This window comes from Pseudomonas sp. Pseusp18, assembly GCF_059506005.1.
The window spans coordinates 2,167,533-2,184,449 of sequence record NZ_CP169240.1 but is presented as its reverse complement, the minus strand read 5'-3'; the positions used below and the strand labels follow the sequence as shown (position 1 = coordinate 2,184,449).

The 16,917-nt window shown below is 59.7% G+C and carries 17 protein-coding genes and 4 tRNA genes; 4 read left to right on the top strand and 17 right to left on the bottom strand.

Annotated features, from left to right (window positions below; all coding sequences use genetic code 11):
* Positions 1–51 precede the first annotated feature (51 nt).
* Positions 52–633 carry a DUF1842 domain-containing protein gene (locus ACEN9A_RS09770; RefSeq protein WP_258673309.1) on the top strand — a complete coding sequence of 194 codons (582 nt, stop codon included), beginning with the start codon at positions 52–54 and terminating at the stop codon, positions 631–633.
* Positions 634–803: 170 nt separating this feature from the next.
* Positions 804–2,267, top strand: coding sequence for a GDL motif peptide-associated radical SAM/SPASM maturase (locus ACEN9A_RS09765; protein WP_258673305.1), 1,464 nt, complete (start codon positions 804–806; stop codon positions 2,265–2,267).
* 95 nt (positions 2,268–2,362) lie between these two features.
* Here the strand turns inward: ACEN9A_RS09765 and ACEN9A_RS09760 are convergent, their stop codons facing one another.
* The gene (locus ACEN9A_RS09760) at positions 2,363–2,728 is read right to left on the bottom strand and encodes an SPOR domain-containing protein (protein WP_007938113.1); all 366 of its coding nucleotides are present in this window, start codon (positions 2,726–2,728) and stop codon (positions 2,363–2,365) included.
* 250 nt (positions 2,729–2,978) lie between these two features.
* On the opposite strand from ACEN9A_RS09760, the gene csrA reads away from it, so the two are divergent.
* Complete coding sequence (gene csrA, locus ACEN9A_RS09755) at positions 2,979–3,173, top strand: carbon storage regulator CsrA (protein WP_007938114.1); 195 nt, start codon at positions 2,979–2,981, stop codon at positions 3,171–3,173.
* A 196-nt stretch (positions 3,174–3,369) separates the two neighbouring features.
* Here csrA and ACEN9A_RS09750 read toward each other — a convergent pair whose 3' ends face one another.
* From ACEN9A_RS09750 to ACEN9A_RS09735, 4 genes are all read right to left on the bottom strand, one after another.
* Positions 3,370–3,825, bottom strand: a complete 456-nt coding sequence (locus tag ACEN9A_RS09750) for a DUF2214 family protein (protein ID WP_018928082.1) — start codon at positions 3,823–3,825, stop codon at positions 3,370–3,372.
* A 171-nt stretch (positions 3,826–3,996) separates the two neighbouring features.
* Complete coding sequence (locus ACEN9A_RS09745) at positions 3,997–4,638, bottom strand: hypothetical protein (protein WP_258673303.1); 642 nt, start codon at positions 4,636–4,638, stop codon at positions 3,997–3,999.
* 178 nt (positions 4,639–4,816) lie between these two features.
* Positions 4,817–5,284 (bottom strand): anti-virulence regulator CigR family protein, encoded by a 468-nt coding sequence (locus tag ACEN9A_RS09740; RefSeq protein ID WP_007935023.1) that lies wholly within the window; start codon positions 5,282–5,284, stop codon positions 4,817–4,819.
* A gap of 202 nt (positions 5,285–5,486) precedes the next feature.
* Positions 5,487–5,563, bottom strand: a tRNA-Val gene (locus tag ACEN9A_RS09735).
* 183 nt (positions 5,564–5,746) lie between these two features.
* Here ACEN9A_RS09735 and ACEN9A_RS09730 point away from each other — a divergent pair.
* Entirely contained in the window at positions 5,747–7,030 is a 1,284-nt protein-coding gene (locus tag ACEN9A_RS09730) for an NAD(P)/FAD-dependent oxidoreductase (RefSeq protein ID WP_258673296.1), read from the top strand.
* A gap of 264 nt (positions 7,031–7,294) precedes the next feature.
* Here the strand turns inward: ACEN9A_RS09730 and ACEN9A_RS09725 are convergent.
* The 12 genes from ACEN9A_RS09725 to truA all read right to left on the bottom strand — a co-directional run bounded on the left by ACEN9A_RS09725 (position 7,295) and on the right by truA (position 16,895).
* A tRNA-Asp gene (locus ACEN9A_RS09725) sits at positions 7,295–7,371 on the bottom strand.
* Between the two features lie 105 nt (positions 7,372–7,476).
* Positions 7,477–7,553, bottom strand: a tRNA-Asp gene (locus ACEN9A_RS09720).
* Positions 7,554–7,607: 54 nt separating this feature from the next.
* Positions 7,608–7,683 (bottom strand) — tRNA-Val (locus ACEN9A_RS09715).
* 269 nt (positions 7,684–7,952) lie between these two features.
* Positions 7,953–8,729, bottom strand: coding sequence for an SDR family oxidoreductase (locus ACEN9A_RS09710; RefSeq protein WP_258673295.1), 777 nt, complete (start codon positions 8,727–8,729; stop codon positions 7,953–7,955).
* Positions 8,726–9,937, bottom strand: a complete 1,212-nt coding sequence (locus ACEN9A_RS09705; protein WP_018928087.1) for an O-succinylhomoserine sulfhydrylase — start codon at positions 9,935–9,937, stop codon at positions 8,726–8,728. Before ACEN9A_RS09705 ends, ACEN9A_RS09710 begins: the two co-directional genes overlap by 4 nt.
* Before the next feature lie 73 nt (positions 9,938–10,010).
* The gene (purF, locus tag ACEN9A_RS09700) at positions 10,011–11,516 is read right to left on the bottom strand and encodes an amidophosphoribosyltransferase (protein ID WP_007935163.1); all 1,506 of its coding nucleotides are present in this window, start codon (positions 11,514–11,516) and stop codon (positions 10,011–10,013) included.
* 41 nt (positions 11,517–11,557) lie between these two features.
* On the bottom strand, positions 11,558–12,118 hold the full coding sequence (locus ACEN9A_RS09695; RefSeq protein WP_018928089.1) for a CvpA family protein: 561 nt from the start codon (positions 12,116–12,118) through the stop codon (positions 11,558–11,560).
* Positions 12,119–12,216: 98 nt separating this feature from the next.
* On the bottom strand, positions 12,217–12,879 hold the full coding sequence (locus tag ACEN9A_RS09690; protein WP_258673290.1) for an SPOR domain-containing protein: 663 nt from the start codon (positions 12,877–12,879) through the stop codon (positions 12,217–12,219).
* Complete coding sequence (gene folC, locus ACEN9A_RS09685; protein ID WP_258673287.1) at positions 12,863–14,170, bottom strand: bifunctional tetrahydrofolate synthase/dihydrofolate synthase; 1,308 nt, start codon at positions 14,168–14,170, stop codon at positions 12,863–12,865. Before folC ends, ACEN9A_RS09690 begins: the two co-directional genes overlap by 17 nt.
* The gene (gene accD / locus ACEN9A_RS09680; RefSeq protein WP_007935172.1) at positions 14,167–15,087 is read right to left on the bottom strand and encodes an acetyl-CoA carboxylase, carboxyltransferase subunit beta; all 921 of its coding nucleotides are present in this window, start codon (positions 15,085–15,087) and stop codon (positions 14,167–14,169) included. Before accD ends, folC begins: the two co-directional genes overlap by 4 nt.
* A 296-nt stretch (positions 15,088–15,383) precedes the next feature.
* Positions 15,384–16,007, bottom strand: coding sequence for a phosphoribosylanthranilate isomerase (locus ACEN9A_RS09675; RefSeq protein WP_258673285.1), 624 nt, complete (start codon positions 16,005–16,007; stop codon positions 15,384–15,386).
* Positions 16,008–16,070: 63 nt separating this feature from the next.
* Complete coding sequence (truA, locus tag ACEN9A_RS09670) at positions 16,071–16,895, bottom strand: tRNA pseudouridine(38-40) synthase TruA (protein WP_253426823.1); 825 nt, start codon at positions 16,893–16,895, stop codon at positions 16,071–16,073.
* Positions 16,896–16,917: the final 22 nt, after the last annotated feature.

Sequence of the window (16,917 nt, the reverse complement as noted above, 5' to 3'; positions counted from 1 at the left end):
ACCCACGAAACATGCCCGAGTTGTCCAGAATACAAATAAGGGAGTAGCACCATGTCAATCGGACTTTTTCATACCCGCCTGAATGTCAGTAGTCACCTATTGGGCGCACCGGTTTTAACCCTGGATCTGCTGGTAGATACCGTCAACAAGAAAGTCAGCGGAATGGCCAGCATTTATCAAAGTACCTACCCTCCACTCAACTTCCGTGCCCGTGTCTGGGGTAGTTACTCCGAGGCAAAACTGATTCCCGAGGCGGAAAGCCATATCCTCCTCTCCTTGGATGGCAGCCCTAGTGGCCCTTACAGCCAGATCGCCCAGACCTTCGACCTACGGGGCATTTTAGGTGGTGATTGGGCCAGCGGTTTTGCCGACTACAAGTACTTCGATCAGGATCACTGGACTACCGTAAGACACGCCGCCGTCAGCCAGGCCCCCTTGATTGAGCGCCCAGAGCATCCGCACCATGCGGTGCCGCTCTATGCCGTCGCGGTACAGCAAGCGCAAACCAGCGGTGACCTGGCGCAACTGAAGTCCGTGGTGAGCCAGGGTGAACAGCAATTGGCCAACAGTGGAGCCCTGCGCAGCGCGCTGGAGCAGCTGAACGCTGAAATCGCCCGCCTGGAGGCCCGCTAACCCCAGGCAGGTAAGCGCAAACCCATGTGGAAGCGGGCTTGCTCGCTCCCACATGGTCCGCGCTATTGACCAACAACAAAAGGTAAATCCGGTCGCGCCATTGACTCAAGGAAGGCGCGAACACTTCGATGGATTCGTGCCGCGCACGCGTTGGTGCGCAAGGATTTCCCATGTCAGACAGTCGCCCTGCCCGCTACCTCAGTGAAACCGACCTCAAACGCTACGTGCCGGTGCATGTGGTCTGGGAAATCACTCTGGCTTGCGATCTCAAATGCCTGCATTGCGGCTCACGCGCCGGCCATCGACGCCCCGATGAACTGAACACCCGGGAGTGCCTGGACGTCATCGATTCCCTGGCAGCACTCGGCACCCGCGAGATCACCCTGATCGGCGGCGAAGCGTATTTGCGCAAAGACTGGACCCAACTGATCCAGGCCATCCACGATCACGGTATGTATTGCGCCATACAAACCGGTGGCCGCAACCTGACGCCCGCGAAAATGCAGGCAGCGGTGGATGCCGGGCTCAATGGCGTCGGTGTGTCACTGGATGGACTGGCCCCACTGCATGACGCAGTGCGCAATGTTCCGGGCTCGTTCGACAAGGCGGTGGACACCCTGCGACGCGCCAAACAGTCCGGGCTTGCGGTGAGCGTCAACACACAAATCGGCGCGGCCACGTTGCCCGACCTGCCCGAGCTGATGGACCTGATCATCGACCTCGGCGCCACTCACTGGCAGATCCAGCTGACAGTCGCCATGGGCAATGCCGTCGATCACCCGGAGCTGCTGTTGCAGCCCTATCAACTGCTGGAAGTGATGCCGCTGCTGGCGCGCCTCTACCGTGAAGGGGTCGATCGCGGCCTGCTGATGAACGTGGGCAACAATATTGGTTACTACGGCCCTTACGAGCACATGTGGCGTGGTTTCGGCGACGAGCGCGTGCACTGGAGTGGCTGCGCCGCCGGCCAGACCGTGCTGGCGCTGGAAGCCGACGGCACGGTAAAGGGTTGCCCGTCATTGGCAACGGTGGGGTTTTCGGGCGGCAACGTACGCAACATGAGCTTGCACGATATCTGGCACTACAGCGAAGGCATGCACTTTGGTCGCCTGCGGGGGGTCGACGACCTGTGGGGCTACTGCCGAAGCTGCTATTACAACGACGTCTGCCGTGGCGGCTGCACCTGGACCTCGCATTCCCTGCTCGGCAAACCCGGCAACAATCCCTACTGCCATTACCGCGCGCTGGACCTGCAAAAGCGCGGGTTGCGCGAGCGCATCGTCAAACTCGAGGACGCGGCAAAAACCTCCTTCGCCGTCGGACGTTTTGATCTGATTACCGAGCGCATCGATACCGGCGAGAAGGTGAACAGCGTCAGCGACAGCGGCCAGGTGATCAAACTGGCCTGGGCGAACCAGGGCCAGAAATCGCCGGACGAAGGACGTATTCCACCACAACTGGCGCTGTGTCGTGGATGCTTGCAGTACATCCATGCACACGAAGTGACGTGTCCCCACTGCGACGCCGATGTTGCCGCCGCGGAAGCCGTGCACCAGACAGACCGTGCCCGGCAACAAGCGATCATTAACACCCTGACCGGCCTGCTGGGGTTGCCGCAAAATACCTTGATGTAACGTTTATGCCGACACATCACCAGGGGAGCGACCTCGCAGATCGCTTCCCTGGCACATCGCCCGGCATGCGGATCTGCGCGTTGCGAAAAGGACGGTTACTGAGCCGTCGGGTGTTCGACGATCAGCGATTCGATGTTCATCTTTTTCGCCCGGGTCAGCGCCGCCGTTATTTCAGCTTGCCTGGCCTGCGCCTCGGCTTGCGAACCGAACGGCCCGACCAGAATACGAACCTTTCCATTTTCCTTCACGACGTTGGGAACGAAGCTGTGCTCAATCAACCAACCACTCAGGTCACTGACCGCCTGGGGTGTCTCGCCACGCACTTCGACGTCCCACTGCGGGCCCGTTACCGCCGCGGGGACGGAGGCGACTGCCGGTTGCGGCTTTTGAGCGTCAACCCCTTTATCCTCACCGCATCCGGCCAGCGTCAGTACCGCGATTACCAAGACCATTTTGCGCACAACGCTTTCCTCCGAATGCTTAAAGCGGCGATTTTAACATCCATGGATCCATCCCGAGTGCCGCAAAATGGGCTCAAAACAACGAGAATGATGGTGGCGGCCTCTGTATAGTTACACCTTGGGAATTAATGCAGCATCTGCGCGTCAGAAAGAGGCACCCAAACCGTGAAACTTCGCACTAATCTATATCTAATACCGACCTCTGCACTGTCCGAACCAGGTGCCCTACAAAGCAATCAAGGAGAAAACCATGCTGATACTCACCCGCAAAGTCGGTGAAAGCATAAACATCGGTGATGACATTACGATCACCATTCTGGGCGTTAGCGGCCAGCAAGTCAGGATTGGCATCAACGCCCCGAAAGACGTTGCGGTGCATCGCGAAGAAATTTATCAACGCATCCAGGCTGGCCTGACCGCCCCGGACAAGCCGCAAACACCCTGAATCCTGCTGCAGTCAGTAGCCAGCCCATTCTGCCTCGAGTAACGGCTGGCTAAGATTCAAGTGCCGCATCGTTCTGCGCTCCGTCTCTCTTTGCGATGCCATCGCAACACGGAGCCGATACTACTGCCCTGGCTCCTGCCATGACTGTCAGACGTTTCGGATTTGCAGCGAGAAAGAGCGCTCCTCCCCTGCCCGGTTAGCCAAACGTCACACCACGCGCCATGCCCGTAGCCGCCACGACCATCAGCACCAGCAACAGCGCCTCGATATGACTGATACGGGCAAACAGCGTTGCGCGCCCGGTATCGATAGCCGCGCCGCGCCCCAGCGCAATCCGCCATTTGATCAGCGTCACCATCGGTGCAATCTCAAGCAACAGGATGAACACCAAGAGCGTCATCTTGAGATGAAACAGGGGTTGGTGAAGATAGTAGTCAGTGCCTTTTTCGTACCCGCCAAAGGCTCGTAGCCCACCCGTGATCAGCAGAGTGACTGCAGAGATCCCCCACAGATTATCTGCAATCAAAACACGGCGAGCGTCCCCTGCCCCGGCACTCAGACGACGTAACGCCGTACCGCGGGTCAGTACAGCCCAAAAACCCAGACCAAAGGCCAAGAGGTGAACCGCCGCCAGAAACCAGTGAGCCAGCATCGACATACTCCCATCAGGACAAAGTTGAATCAGCCTTACAGTAGTAGTCCATCGCGTGGGATTTGCTCACGCATGTAGCTGGGCTGATCTCCCGCACCTCGCCATCGGGCAAATTGCAGGCGAAAAAAAACCGGGTTCCTGATGGATACCCGGTTTTTGAGAGTTCTGGACTTAATCCAGTCGTTTTGAAATCGAAGTGCGAGCGCTGCTCAACCCTTTCGTGTTGTGATCACCAGGCGTAGTGGCCGAAATGGCAGAGGCCTTGGCAATTCCTCGCGTGTCCCTGGAATGCGCAATGCCCGAAGTGACTGCGCCATGGCCACGGTCACTGTTACGTTCGCTACCAAAGTGGTTGCCATTGACGCCATGATCTCGAACGGCTTTGCCGGCGTGATCGCTGCTCAAGCCTGCGCCACGGCCGACATGGGCGCTACTCAAGCCTGCACCACGGCCGACGTGGGCGCCACTCAAGCCTGCGCCACGGCCGACGTGGTCGCTGCTCAAGCCGGCGCCACGGCCGACATGGGTGCCACTCAAGCCTGCACCAAGGCCGACATGGTCGCTACTCAAGCCTGCGCCACGGCCATTGCTACTGACGCCGCCGGAATGGCCGGAACCGCCGTTGCCACCATGACCACCGCCGTTACCGCCGCCATTGCCACCACCGTTACCACCGCCGCCACCACCTCCATTGCCACCATCCTTCGCGTAGGCGGAGCTCATGATGGACAGTTCAGCGGGCAATAACGGGGCGGCTGCAAGCATCATCACGCAGGACATGACGGCAACAAAACTCTTGTTTTTTAATAGCATGGTGAGGTTCCGTGGAGGTTGATATTGCACGGAATAATTGACCGTCTCCCCCCCACACAGTTCAAAGGCCGGCGACCAGCGGGCAAGCAATGTGCAGTGATCGAACCGGCACACTGCTTCCCGCGATGTTGCTGGTCGTTATGCGGCAAGGGCGCGATTGAAATTTATCGCCCTCACATCAATCGAATGCGCCATTGAGCACCTCGTAGATGATCCCGGTAGCGATGGCCACCAAAATCAAGTCAGTGCCAGCCTGCTGCCACTCATAGCCATCGTAGTGGGGAAGCTGGCCGAGCAGACGGCCATCGAGCTTTTTGGCGATCCCCGGCGGCAGAGGTTTACCGCGCGCAAGGTTTTTCTGAATACCGGGTGGCAAGGCGGGACCGGGGCTCCAGTAGTCGCGATAACCACCCACGATGCCAAGGACGCTACCGTGGTTGATGCTCGGGCCGTGACTCCAATCGTCCCCCCCTGAACCTTTCCCTTTGTTTCCATGGCCGGAGTTGCCATGGTCCTGGTTGTATTGTGGATTTCCCTTGCCACCTCCCTGGCCTTTCCCGTTTCCCGGGTCGGCCAATGCAGTCACTGAACCGGACACCAAGGCAAGACACGTCATAGCGGCGATCAACGAGCGAGATCTAAACATATCCGTTCTCTCCGAAAGGGGATGCCCCCTGAAGAATGTAGACGGCTATGGCGGTATTAGTTCAGCAACAGTATTTACTGGAAGTAAGGCGCCGAGTTGGCGTTTTTGAGGATTTTGCAAAAGCCAGGTAAATCGCAGACAACAAAAAAGGGCCCACCTTTCGGTGGGCCCTTCCAGACCGCCCAGCAGAGCGGATTTTGTTTGGTAGGCGCGATTGGACTCGAACCAACGACCCCCACCATGTCAAGGTGGTGCTCTAACCAACTGAGCTACGTGCCTGCTGTGAGGCGGCATTCTACGGAATTCCGGAGGGGTGTCAACACCTTTTTTTCACCTAACCCTATGAATATGCAAAATATTTAATTTCGCTGTGGCAAAGAAGATTTTCCGGTGGCTGGCGGTCGATTTTTAACTCGGGTAGGATCAATGCACTCGTAAAATATATTAAACAGAGGCTGCAGGATGGCGAACACTCCCTACCCAGAGTCCTATTACGCCGCGTCGGCCAATGCGGCGCCAGCGCGCCCGGCCTTGCAGGATGATGTAGAGACTGATGTCTGTGTAATCGGCGCCGGTTACACCGGCCTGTCCTCTGCCCTGTTCCTGCTGGAAAACGGTTTCAAGGTTACGGTGCTGGAAGCCGCCAAGGTCGGCTTCGGTGCGTCGGGACGCAACGGTGGCCAGATCGTTAACAGCTACAGCCGTGATATCGATGTGATTGAGCGCAGCGTCGGCCCCAAGCAAGCTCAGTTGCTAGGGCAGATGGCGTTCGAAGGTGGGCGGATCATTCGTGAGCGAGTGGCCAAATATAATATCCAGTGCGACCTGAAGGATGGCGGTGTGTTCGCCGCCATTACCGACAAGCAGATGGGCCATCTGGAGTCTCAGAAGCGCCTGTGGGAGCGTTTCGGTCACACGCAGCTTGAGCTGTTGGATCAGCGTCGCATCCGCGAGGTAGTGGCTTGCGATCAATATGTCGGCGGCATGCTCGATATGAGTGGCGGGCATATTCATCCACTCAATCTTGCCTTGGGCGAAGCAGCAGCCGTGGAGTCGTTGGGCGGCACTATTTACGAGCAATCGCCGGCAGTGCGCATCGAGCGCGGTGCCAACCCGGTGGTGCATACGCCTCAGGGCAAGGTAAGGGCCAGGTTCATCATCGTCGCCGGCAACGCGTACATCGGTAATCTGGTGCCGGAGCTGGCGGCCAAGTCGATGCCCTGCGGGACTCAAGTGATCACCACCGAACCCTTGGGCGATGAATTGGCCAAGCGCCTGCTGCCTCAGGACTACTGCGTCGAAGACTGTAACTACCTGCTCGACTACTACCGCCTGAGCGCCGACAAACGCCTGATATTTGGTGGCGGCGTGGTGTATGGCGCGCGGGACCCGGCGAACATCGAGGCGATCATTCGACCGAAGATGCTCAAGGCCTTCCCGCAACTCAAGGACGTGAAAATCGATTACGCCTGGACCGGCAACTTCCTGCTGACCCTGTCGCGTCTTCCCCAGGTCGGGCGCCTGGGCGACAACATCTACTACTCCCAGGGCTGCAGTGGCCACGGCGTGACGTATACGCACCTGGCGGGCAAGGTACTGGCCGAAGCATTGCGTGGTCAGGCTGAACGCTTCGACGCCTTCGCCGACCTGCCCCACTACCCGTTCCCCGGCGGGCAGTTGCTGCGTACGCCGTTCGCGGCGTTGGGCGCCTGGTATTACGGATTGCGGGACAAGCTCGGGGTCTGATCGACCGACTCAGGAGCGGCGACTTCTTGTAGCGAAGTCGCCGTCGAAGCCCAACAGATTTCAGTGGCGCGCAAAGTGACTCGGCCGTTGTAGCGCCGAGGCTGGATGCAGAAGGATCAGAGCGCAAAGGCGCGAAAGAAGAAAAAGCCAAATCGCAGACACAAAAAACCCCGGTCTTTCGACCAGGGTCTTTGCTATCGACTCGAAGATTGCCAACGGCCTTCTTCGTAGCTCCAAGGCGTTCAGTGGGCCTTGAGGCAGATATGGCGCAGCGGACGGGACTCGAACCCGCGACCCCCGGCGTGACAGGCCGGTATTCTAACCGACTGAACTACCGCTGCGTATCGCTTTGAGCTGACGCTCAAGTAACTCGTCTGATTGAAGCTTCGAGACTTTTCAATCTCGCTTTTCAATCTCGAACCAGGGCAAACCTGACTCGGAAAATATGGCGCAGCGGACGGGACTCGAACCCGCGACCCCCGGCGTGACAGGCCGGTATTCTAACCGACTGAACTACCGCTGCGCGTCGGTGGAGGCTTTTCAGCTTCCCTCTTGTTTACACAAGAGTCTCAAGAGTTGGTGGGTGATGACGGGATCGAACCGCCGACATTCTGCTTGTAAGGCAGACGCTCTCCCAGCTGAGCTAATCACCCTTTGCATCTCTGAGGCCGCGAAATTTACGCAGGTACCGAAGCTAAGTCAATACCCCGCTTGAAGTTTTTCTAAAAAAGACAAAATCGTGTCATTCCGGACTAGGCCGACAACCGTCAGACCGCTTTCGCGAGCACGCTCGCCCCCACAGTGGACCGCGCCTCTTCAGACAACAGGTTTTCTAATGTGGGAGCGACCCGACTCTCGGCGGCGAGCCGACGATGATGGCAACACATTCAACATCAATGCCGGGGACGGCGCCCCTGCCCTGTTACTCGCTGTAAATCATCTTCTTGGTCATGCCACCATCGACCACAAACTCCTGGCCCGTGACGAAACCAGCGTTCTTCGACAGCAACCAGGCCACCATCGCCGCCACGTCTTCGACGGTCCCTACCCTGCCCGCCGGATGCTGCGCATGATCGGCGTCGGTCAGCGGTTCGGCGCGCCGTGCCGCTGGATCTCGTGCATCGATCCAGCCGGGGCTGACCGCGTTGACGCGAATCTCTGGCCCAAGACTGATAGCCAGGGCGTGAGTCAGGGCCAACAGACCGCCCTTGCTCGCCGCGTAAGCCTCTGTGTCGGGCTCCGACTGCGCAGCACGGGTCGAGGCCAGGTTGACGATGGCGCCGCTGTGAGCGCGCAGGTACGGCGCACAGTGCTTGGCCAACAGCATCGGCCCACTGAGGTTCACCGCCAGCACTCGGTTCCAGTAGGCCAGGTCAAGGCTTTCCAGGGTGATGTTGTGCGGATCGGCCACTGCCGCATTGCACACCAGCGCATCCAGACGCCCGAACTGCCCCAGCACCTCGGCCACACCCAGCGCCACCTGTGCTTCATTCGCGACGTCCATGGCGATGAACCAGGCGTTTTCGCCGAGCACCTTCGCCACTTTCGAACCACGATCGCGATCCAGATCGGTCAGCACCACCTGCCAGCCTTCGCTGATCAGCCAGGCCGCAATGCCCAGGCCAATGCCGCGCGCGGCACCGGTGACCAGCGCGACGCGGCCATGGGTGCCCGTGGTCGGCGTCGACAACTCGATCACAAGGCAGCCAACCCGCGCGCCAGATCGGCTTGCAGGTCTGCCACGTCTTCCAGACCGACCGCAATGCGAATCAGGCTGTCACGGATCCCCGCAGCTTCACGCTCTTGCGGCGCCAGACGGCCGTGAGAGGTGGTGCTCGGGTGCGTGATGGTGGTTTTGCTGTCGCCCAGGTTGGCGGTGATGGAAATCAGGCGAGTCGCATCGATAAAGCGCCAGGCGCCCTCTTTGCCGCCTTTGACCTCGAAACTCACGACTGCACCGAAACCCTTCTGCTGACGCTGGGCCAGTTCGTGCTGCGGATGGCTCTTGAGTCCGGCGTAATGGACTTTCTCGATGCCGTCCTGCTGCTCCAGCCACTCAGCCAGTTGCTGGGCATTGGCGCAATGCGCCTTCATGCGCAGGCTCAGCGTTTCCAGGCCCTTGAGGAAAATCCAGGCATTGAACGGACTCAGGGTCGGCCCGGCAGTGCGCAGGAAACCGACGACTTCTTTCATCTGCTCGCTGCGACCCGCCACGACACCGCCCATGCAACGACCCTGGCCGTCGATGAACTTGGTCGCCGAGTGCACGACAATGTCCGCGCCCAGCTTCAGTGGCTGCTGCAGTGCAGGCGTGCAGAAGCAGTTGTCGACCACCAGCATCGCGCCCTTGGCGTGAGCGATTTCCGACAGCGCGGTGATATCCACCAGCTCGGCCAGCGGGTTGGACGGCGATTCTACAAAGAGCAGTTTGGTGTTGGCCTTGATCGCCGCATCCCAGCCGGACAAGTCCGCCAGCGCTACGTAATCGACTTCGATGCCAAAGCGCTTGAAGTATTTCTCGAACAGACTGATGGTCGAGCCGAACACGCTGCGTGATACCAGCACGTGATCGCCGGCACTGCACAGGCTCATTACCACCGCCATGATCGCGGCCATGCCAGTCGCCGTAGCCACCGCTTGCTCGGCGCTTTCCAGCGCGGCAATGCGCTCTTCGAACGCGCGCACGGTCGGGTTGGTGTAGCGCGAGTAAACGTTACCCGGCACTTCACCGGCAAAACGCGCAGCCGCGTCGGCGGCGGTACGGAATACGTAGCTGGAAGTGAAGAACATCGGATCACCGTGCTCGCCTTCCGGCGTGCGGTGCTGACCGGCGCGTACGGCCAGGGTATCGAACGCTACGCCTTCGAGGTCGCTGTCCAGCCGACCGGCATCCCAATCCTGACTCATGCTGTCACTCCTTTCCCTATTCTCGTAAATTAAAAGCCAGATACAAAACCGGCCCCTCAGGGCCGGTAGTTACTCAGTTGTTGTACAGATCAATGATCGCACTGACTGCCTGGGTCTTGACCTTGGAGGCATCGTTACGCGCCTGCTCGATCTTGTTCAGGTAAGCCTCGTCGACGTCGCCGGTGACGTACTGGCCGTCGAACACCGCGCAATCGAACTTGTCGATCTTGATCTTGCCGCCACCGACCGCTTCGATCAAGTCAGGCAGGTCTTGATAGATCAACCAGTCAGCACCGATCAGGTCGGCCACGTCCTGAGTCGAACGGTTGTGGGCGATCAGCTCGTGAGCGCTCGGCATGTCGATGCCGTAGACGTTCGGGTAACGCACGGCCGGGGCCGCCGAGCAGAAATAGACGTTTTTGGCGCCGGCTTCGCGAGCCATCTGGATGATCTGCTTGCAGGTGGTGCCGCGAACGATGGAGTCGTCCACCAGCATCACGTTCTTGCCGCGGAATTCCAGTTCGATGGCGTTGAGCTTCTGGCGTACGGATTTTTTCCGCGCAGCCTGACCCGGCATGATGAAGGTCCGACCGATGTAGCGGTTCTTCACGAAGCCTTCGCGGAACTTGACGCCCAAGTGGTTCGCCAGCTCCAGGGCCGCGGTGCGGCTGGTGTCCGGAATCGGGATGACCACGTCGATGTCGTGGTCCGGACGCTCGCGCAGGATTTTCTCGGCGAGCTTCTCACCCATGCGCAGACGGGCCTTGTAAACCGAAACGCCGTCGATGATCGAGTCCGGACGTGCCAGGTAGACGTGTTCGAAGATGCACGGGGTCAGCGACGGGTTGGTCGCGCACTGACGGGTGTGCAGCTTGCCGTCTTCAGTAATGTAGACCGCTTCGCCCGGTGCCAGGTCGCGAATCAGGGTGAAACCGAGCACGTCCAGCGAAACGCTTTCGGAGGCGATCATGTACTCGACGCCTTCATCGGTGTGACGCTGACCGAAAACGATTGGGCGGATGCCGTGCGGATCGCGGAAACCGACGATGCCATAACCGGTCACCATCGCCACGACCGCGTAACCACCGACGCAACGGTTGTGCACGTCGGTGACGGCCGCGAACACGTCTTCTTCAGTCGGCTGCAACTTGCCACGCTGGGCCAGCTCGTGTGCGAACACGTTGAGCAGCACTTCCGAATCGGAGTTGGTGTTGACGTGGCGCAGGTCAGATTCGTAAATCTCCTTGGCCAGTTGTTCAACGTTGGTCAGGTTACCGTTGTGCGCCAGGGTGATGCCGTACGGCGAGTTGACGTAAAACGGTTGAGCTTCGGCCGAGGTCGAGCTGCCCGCGGTCGGATAACGCACATGGCCAATGCCCATGTGGCCGACCAGGCGCTGCATGTGACGCTGATGGAACACGTCACGCACCAGGCCATTGTCCTTGCGCAGGAATAACCGGCCATCGTGGCTGGTCACGATACCGGCAGCGTCCTGGCCGCGGTGCTGGAGGACGGTTAGCGCGTCATACAGCGCCTGATTGACGTTCGACTTACCGACGATACCGACGATGCCACACATGCGACGCAACCCCTACTTAATGGATCTGAACTGAACACAACTCACTGAGGCGTTTTGGCCGTCGGCAAGAGGTGCTCCTTGAACGGAATATCAGCGGGTACGCTGATTCCGCTGGCAAGCCACTGACTGCTCCACCCGAGGATCAGGTTTTTGGACCAGTCTGCGACCAATAGAAATTTTGGCACGAGCTGCGACTCTTTCCACCACTCGTCCTGCTGTACCGGCCCCAGGCTCAACAGCCCGACCGCCACGACCACCAGCAACACGCCACGCGCCCCGCCGAAAGCCATGCCGAGGAATCGATCGGTCCCGGATAGCCCGGTGACGCGAACCAACTCGCCGATAAGATAATTGATCATTGCGCCTACGATTAAAGTGGCGACAAACATGATGGCACAGCCCGTGATAACACGAGCCGACGGCGTAGCAATGTATCCGCCCAGGTACTCGGACAATGAACCACCGAACATCCAGGCAACGACTCCTGCGATGATCCAGGTCAGCAGCGAGAGTGCTTCCTTGACGAAGCCGCGGCTCAGACTGATCAAAGCGGAGATGGCGATGATTGCAACGATCGCCCAGTCAACCCAGGTAAATGGCACAGTGCAGCCTACAGACAGATGAGGCGGCGCATTTTAGCAGAGCCCATGGCTGTCGGTAAGCTGAGATTATCAGTGCTTTTCAAATCGGGGCGATAGATTTAGCCGCGCTCAGGCTGGAAACGCACCACAAAACCCTTGAGGTTCTGCTGGCGACTCAATAAATCACGCAGACGATCGGCTTCCGCACGCTCGATCAGCGGCCCGACGAACACCCGATTTTTGCCATCGGAGGAACGGATATAGGCGTTATAGCCCTGGCTGCGCAGGGTTTTCTGCAGACTTTCAGCGCTCTCACGGCTCGCCAGGCTGGCCAGTTGCACCGACCAGCTGACCGACAGGCCATTGGCATCGACGCGACTTGGAGTAGCGATCGGCTTGGTCGGTGCAACCGCGATTGGCTGGGCAGGTGCAGGCACAGGCTTGGCAACTGGCGCTGCTGGCGGCGCGACTGGCTTGGCAGCCGGCGGCGCTGGCGCTACGGGAGCCGTTGGCGCAATCGGTGCCGACGGCGCTTGCTGCTCGGCAATTTCGTCGTCGCTTGGCACAGGCTCTTGCGGCAATGCCTGCGGTTCAGGCACCGCCACCGGCTCGATCTGCACTTGCGGCACTGCGGGGGCATGCGGCGCAGCAGGCGCGTCGACCCTTACCTGGCGCTGTTCGTCCTGACGGGAAAACAGCATCGGCAAGAAAATCACCGCCAGCGCCACCAGCACCAAGGCACCGACCATGCGCTGCTTGTACGCCTTATCCAGCAAAGCCATTTGCCGCTTCCTCCGTGGAGTGCCGGGCCAGCCACTCAAGGGCCTCGGCGACACAATAAAATGATCCGAATAACAGAATCTCGTCGTCGCTCGTCGCCTGCGCGCACTGCCCTTCCAGGGCAGCGGCCACGCTGTCATAGGACGTAACCGAGGCGCCAAGGTTCTGCAACGCCGCGTGCAACTGAGCTACCGGCCGTGCCCGCGGCGAATCCAGCGGCGCGACGGCCCAATGCTGGACACTAGCATTCAATTCATCGACAACACCATCCAGGTCCTTGTCCGCCAACAACCCGAACACCGCCAGACGCTTGCCGGCCGGCGGTCGACTGGCCAGACGCCGAGCCAGATATTCTGCCGCGTGAGGGTTGTGCCCCACGTCCAGCAGCAGATTCAGACGCTTGCCCTGCCAGTCGAACTGCCGACGATCAAGACGACCGACGATCCGCGTCGCTTTCAACGCTTCAATAATCTGCGCATCCACCCAAGGCAAACCGAGCAGAAGGTAAGCCTGCAACGCCAGTGCAGCGTTTTCCATCGGCAGATCGAGCAATGGCAGATCGTGCAATTCGACCGCACGCCCTTGGGCGTCAATGCCGCGCCATTGCCAGTTGTGATCGGTGATACCGAGGTCGAAATCGCGCCCACGCAGGAAAAACGGGCAATTGAGCTCGCGCGCCTTATCCAGCAGAGGTTGAGGAGGATTCAGATCGCCGCACAGTGCAGGCGCGCCCTGGCGAAAGATTCCGGCCTTTTCGAAGGCCACGGATTCGCGGGTATCACCCAGGTAATCCGCATGGTCGACACCAATGCTGGTGACGAGCGCTATATCGGCATCCACCACGTTGACTGTGTCCAGGCGCCCGCCCAGGCCGACTTCCAGCACCACTGCATCGAGACCGGCCTGTTGAAACAGCCAGAACGCCGCCAGGGTGCCCATTTCGAAGTAAGTCAGGGATGTTTCGCCGCGACCCGCCTCGACCGCGGCAAAGGCTTCGCACAGCTGCGCGTCAGTGGCTTCGACGCCATTGACCTGCACCCGCTCGTTGTAACGCAGCAGGTGCGGAGAATTGTAGACACCCACGTTCAGGCCCTGCGACCGCAGCAATGAAGCCACGAAGGCGCAGGTAGACCCTTTGCCGTTGGTGCCGGTGACCGTGATCACCCGAGGCGCCGGCTTGCCCAGCCCCATGCGGGACGCTACCTGTTGCGAACGCTCCAACCCCATGTCGATGGCCGAAGGATGCAACTGTTCAAGGTAGGCGAGCCACTCGCCAAGGGTGCGCTCGATCATAGGTTCGCAGGTACCGGTGGGACCACGATCGGCTCGACTGGAGCGGCGACGAATTTAGGTGTCGGCTTGCCGGTCAGTTGTGCCAGCAGGTTGCCCAGACGTGGACGCAGTTCCTGACGAGGGATGATCATGTCGATCGCGCCGTGCTCCAGCAGGAACTCGCTGCGCTGGAAGCCTTCCGGCAGTTTTTCACGAACGGTTTGCTCGATCACGCGCGGGCCGGCGAAACCGATCAGGGCTTTCGGTTCACCGACGATCACGTCGCCGAGCATTGCCAGACTGGCGGAAACACCACCGTAGACTGGGTCGGTCAGCACCGAGATGAACGGAATGCCTTCTTCGCGCAGACGTGCCAGCACCGCGGAGGTCTTGGCCATTTGCATCAGGGAGATCAGCGCTTCCTGCATCCGTGCACCGCCGGAAGCGGAGAAGCAGATCATCGGGCAACGGTTTTCCAGGGCGTAGTTGGCGGCGCGCACAAAGCGCTCACCGACGATGGCACCCATCGAGCCACCCATGAAGGAGAATTCGAAAGCCGACACCACGACCGGCATGCCCAGCAAGGTGCCGCTCATGGAGATCAGTGCGTCTTTTTCGCCGGTCTGCTTTTGCGCAGCGGTCAGGCGATCCTTGTACTTCTTGCCGTCACGGAATTTCAGACGGTCAACCGGCTCCAGGTCCGCGCCCAGTTCGGCACGACCTTCAGCGTCGAGGAAGATGTCGATGCGCGCACGTGCGCCGATACGCATGTGGTGGTTGCACTTGGGGCAAACGTCCAGGGTCTTTTCCAGCTCCGGACGATACAACACCGCCTCGCAAGACGGGCATTTGTGCCACAGACCTTCAGGCACCGAGCTCTTCTTGACCTCGGAACGCATGATCGAAGGGATCAGTTTGTCTACTAACCAGTTGCTCATGCTTTCTTTCTCCAGTACCGGCGGCCCGAACGCTCTGGTTCGCAGCCCCGCGTATGCCCTTGAGCTAAATTCATGTGTGTAGCGATGATCGATGGATTGCCGGGTCAGCGAGACGCGACCTGCGTACAACCCAAAAATTCTCAGCCATGCCTGCTTTGTGCAGGTGCACCTCTTTTGTACAGAGCAGTGGACGGCGGCAGTCTGCCAGCCGTCACATCAACGTAGGAGCTGTCGAGTGAAACGAGGCTGCGATCTTTAGGATCAAAAGATCGCAGCCTCGTTTCACTCGACAGCTCCTACGCAGCTCCTACAACCGCTTTGATGAATGCCTGAATCTTTGCGTGATCCTTGATGCCCTTGCTCGCCTCTACCCCTCCGCTGACGTCCACCGCGTAAGGCCTAACCCGGGCGATCGCCTCGGCGACGTTATCTGGCGTCAAGCCGCCCGCCAGGATGATCGGCTTGCTCAAGCCTTGCGGTATCAGTGACCAGTCGAAGGCTTCACCGGTTCCACCGGGAACACCTTCGACATAGGCGTCGAGCAAAATACCGCTGGCACTTGGGTATGCGTCACAAGCCGCCGCGATGTCATCACCGGCCTTGACCCGCAATGCCTTGATGTACGGCCGGTGCCAGCCTTCGCAATCAGCGGCGGTTTCGTCGCCATGGAACTGCAACAGGTCCAGTGGCACGGCGTCGAGGATTTCCCCCAACTCGCAACGACTGGCGTTGACGAACAAACCCACGGTGGTCACGAACGGCGGCAAGGCCTTGATGATCGCCCTCGCCTGCTGGAACGTCACGGCCCGCGGGCTTTTGGCGTAGAACACAAATCCGATGGCATCGGCCCCGGCCTCAACCGCCGCCAACGCATCCTCTATGCGGGTAATCCCACAAATCTTGCTGCGAACGGCCGACATGTCGATAGAACCTCAGGGCAATTGCGGGAAAGTCCCGGATGGTATCAAAAGCGTTCGAAGGCGTCAGCCGTCAAGTTCCGAGAAGCCGGTGAGGAAGTGCGGGCCGATGTAACGCTCGGGCAATTCGAACTCGTCGCGATACTCGACCTGCACCAGATACAGGCCAAACGGATGGGCCGTCACCCCGCCGGAACGACGAACGCGACTCTCCAGCACCTCTTTCATCCACTCCACGGGACGCTCGCCAGCACCGATGGTCATCAAGACGCCTGCGATGTTGCGCACCATGTGGTGCAGGAACGCGCTGGCACGGATATCCAGCACGATCATTTTGCCATGGCGGGTAACGCGCAGGTGATGCAGCTCCTTGATCGGCGACTTGGCCTGGCACTGGCCGGCGCGGAAAGCGCTGAAGTCGTGGGTGCCGACCAGGTACTGAGCGGCCTCGGACATGCGCTCGACGTCCAGCGGGCGGTGGTTCCAGGTGATTTCTTCGTTCAGGTGCGCCGGGCGGATCTGATCGTTGTAGATCACGTAGCGATAGCGCCGGGCGATGGCTTTGAACCGCGCATGGAAATGCGCCGGCATGACCTTGGCCCAGCTGACGCTGATGTCGTGCGGCAAGTTGATGTTGGCACCCATGACCCAGGCCTTCATCGAGCGCTCGACCTGGGTGTCGAAATGCACCACTTGGCCGCAAGCATGCACACCGGCGTCGGTGCGCCCGGCGCAATGCAGCGACACGGGTGAGTCGGCGACTTTGGACAAAGCCTTTTCAAGAAGCTCCTGCACCGTGTCCACACCGGAGGCCTGACGTTGCCAGCCGCGATAACGCGAACCTTTGTACTCAACGCCCAACGCGATCCGGAAAAAGCCGTCGGCCGCCATTTCGGCGGCCGGATTATCTATA

What these genes read in the sequence shown, in the direction of transcription:
- ACEN9A_RS09750 (WP_018928082.1), bottom strand. Translation starts at nt 3,825, where the DNA reads ATGCTGGCTCACTGGTTTCTGGCGGCGGTTCACCTCTTGGCCTTTGGT.
- accD (WP_007935172.1), bottom strand. Translation starts at nt 15,087, where the DNA reads ATGAGCAACTGGTTAGTAGACAAACTGATCCCTTCGATCATGCGTTCC.
- ACEN9A_RS09765 (WP_258673305.1), top strand. Translation starts at nt 804, where the DNA reads ATGTCAGACAGTCGCCCTGCCCGCTACCTCAGTGAAACCGACCTCAAA.
- ACEN9A_RS09730 (WP_258673296.1), top strand. Translation starts at nt 5,747, where the DNA reads ATGGCGAACACTCCCTACCCAGAGTCCTATTACGCCGCGTCGGCCAAT.
- truA (WP_253426823.1), bottom strand. Translation starts at nt 16,895, where the DNA reads ATGGCGGCCGACGGCTTTTTCCGGATCGCGTTGGGCGTTGAGTACAAA.
- ACEN9A_RS09675 (WP_258673285.1), bottom strand. Translation starts at nt 16,007, where the DNA reads ATGTCGGCCGTTCGCAGCAAGATTTGTGGGATTACCCGCATAGAGGAT.
- ACEN9A_RS09740 (WP_007935023.1), bottom strand. Translation starts at nt 5,284, where the DNA reads ATGTTTAGATCTCGCTCGTTGATCGCCGCTATGACGTGTCTTGCCTTG.
- ACEN9A_RS09745 (WP_258673303.1), bottom strand. Translation starts at nt 4,638, where the DNA reads ATGCTATTAAAAAACAAGAGTTTTGTTGCCGTCATGTCCTGCGTGATG.
- ACEN9A_RS09770 (WP_258673309.1), top strand. Translation starts at nt 52, where the DNA reads ATGTCAATCGGACTTTTTCATACCCGCCTGAATGTCAGTAGTCACCTA.
- csrA (WP_007938114.1), top strand. Translation starts at nt 2,979, where the DNA reads ATGCTGATACTCACCCGCAAAGTCGGTGAAAGCATAAACATCGGTGAT.
- purF (WP_007935163.1), bottom strand. Translation starts at nt 11,516, where the DNA reads ATGTGTGGCATCGTCGGTATCGTCGGTAAGTCGAACGTCAATCAGGCG.
- folC (WP_258673287.1), bottom strand. Translation starts at nt 14,170, where the DNA reads ATGATCGAGCGCACCCTTGGCGAGTGGCTCGCCTACCTTGAACAGTTG.
- ACEN9A_RS09705 (WP_018928087.1), bottom strand. Translation starts at nt 9,937, where the DNA reads ATGAGTCAGGATTGGGATGCCGGTCGGCTGGACAGCGACCTCGAAGGC.
- ACEN9A_RS09690 (WP_258673290.1), bottom strand. Translation starts at nt 12,879, where the DNA reads ATGGCTTTGCTGGATAAGGCGTACAAGCAGCGCATGGTCGGTGCCTTG.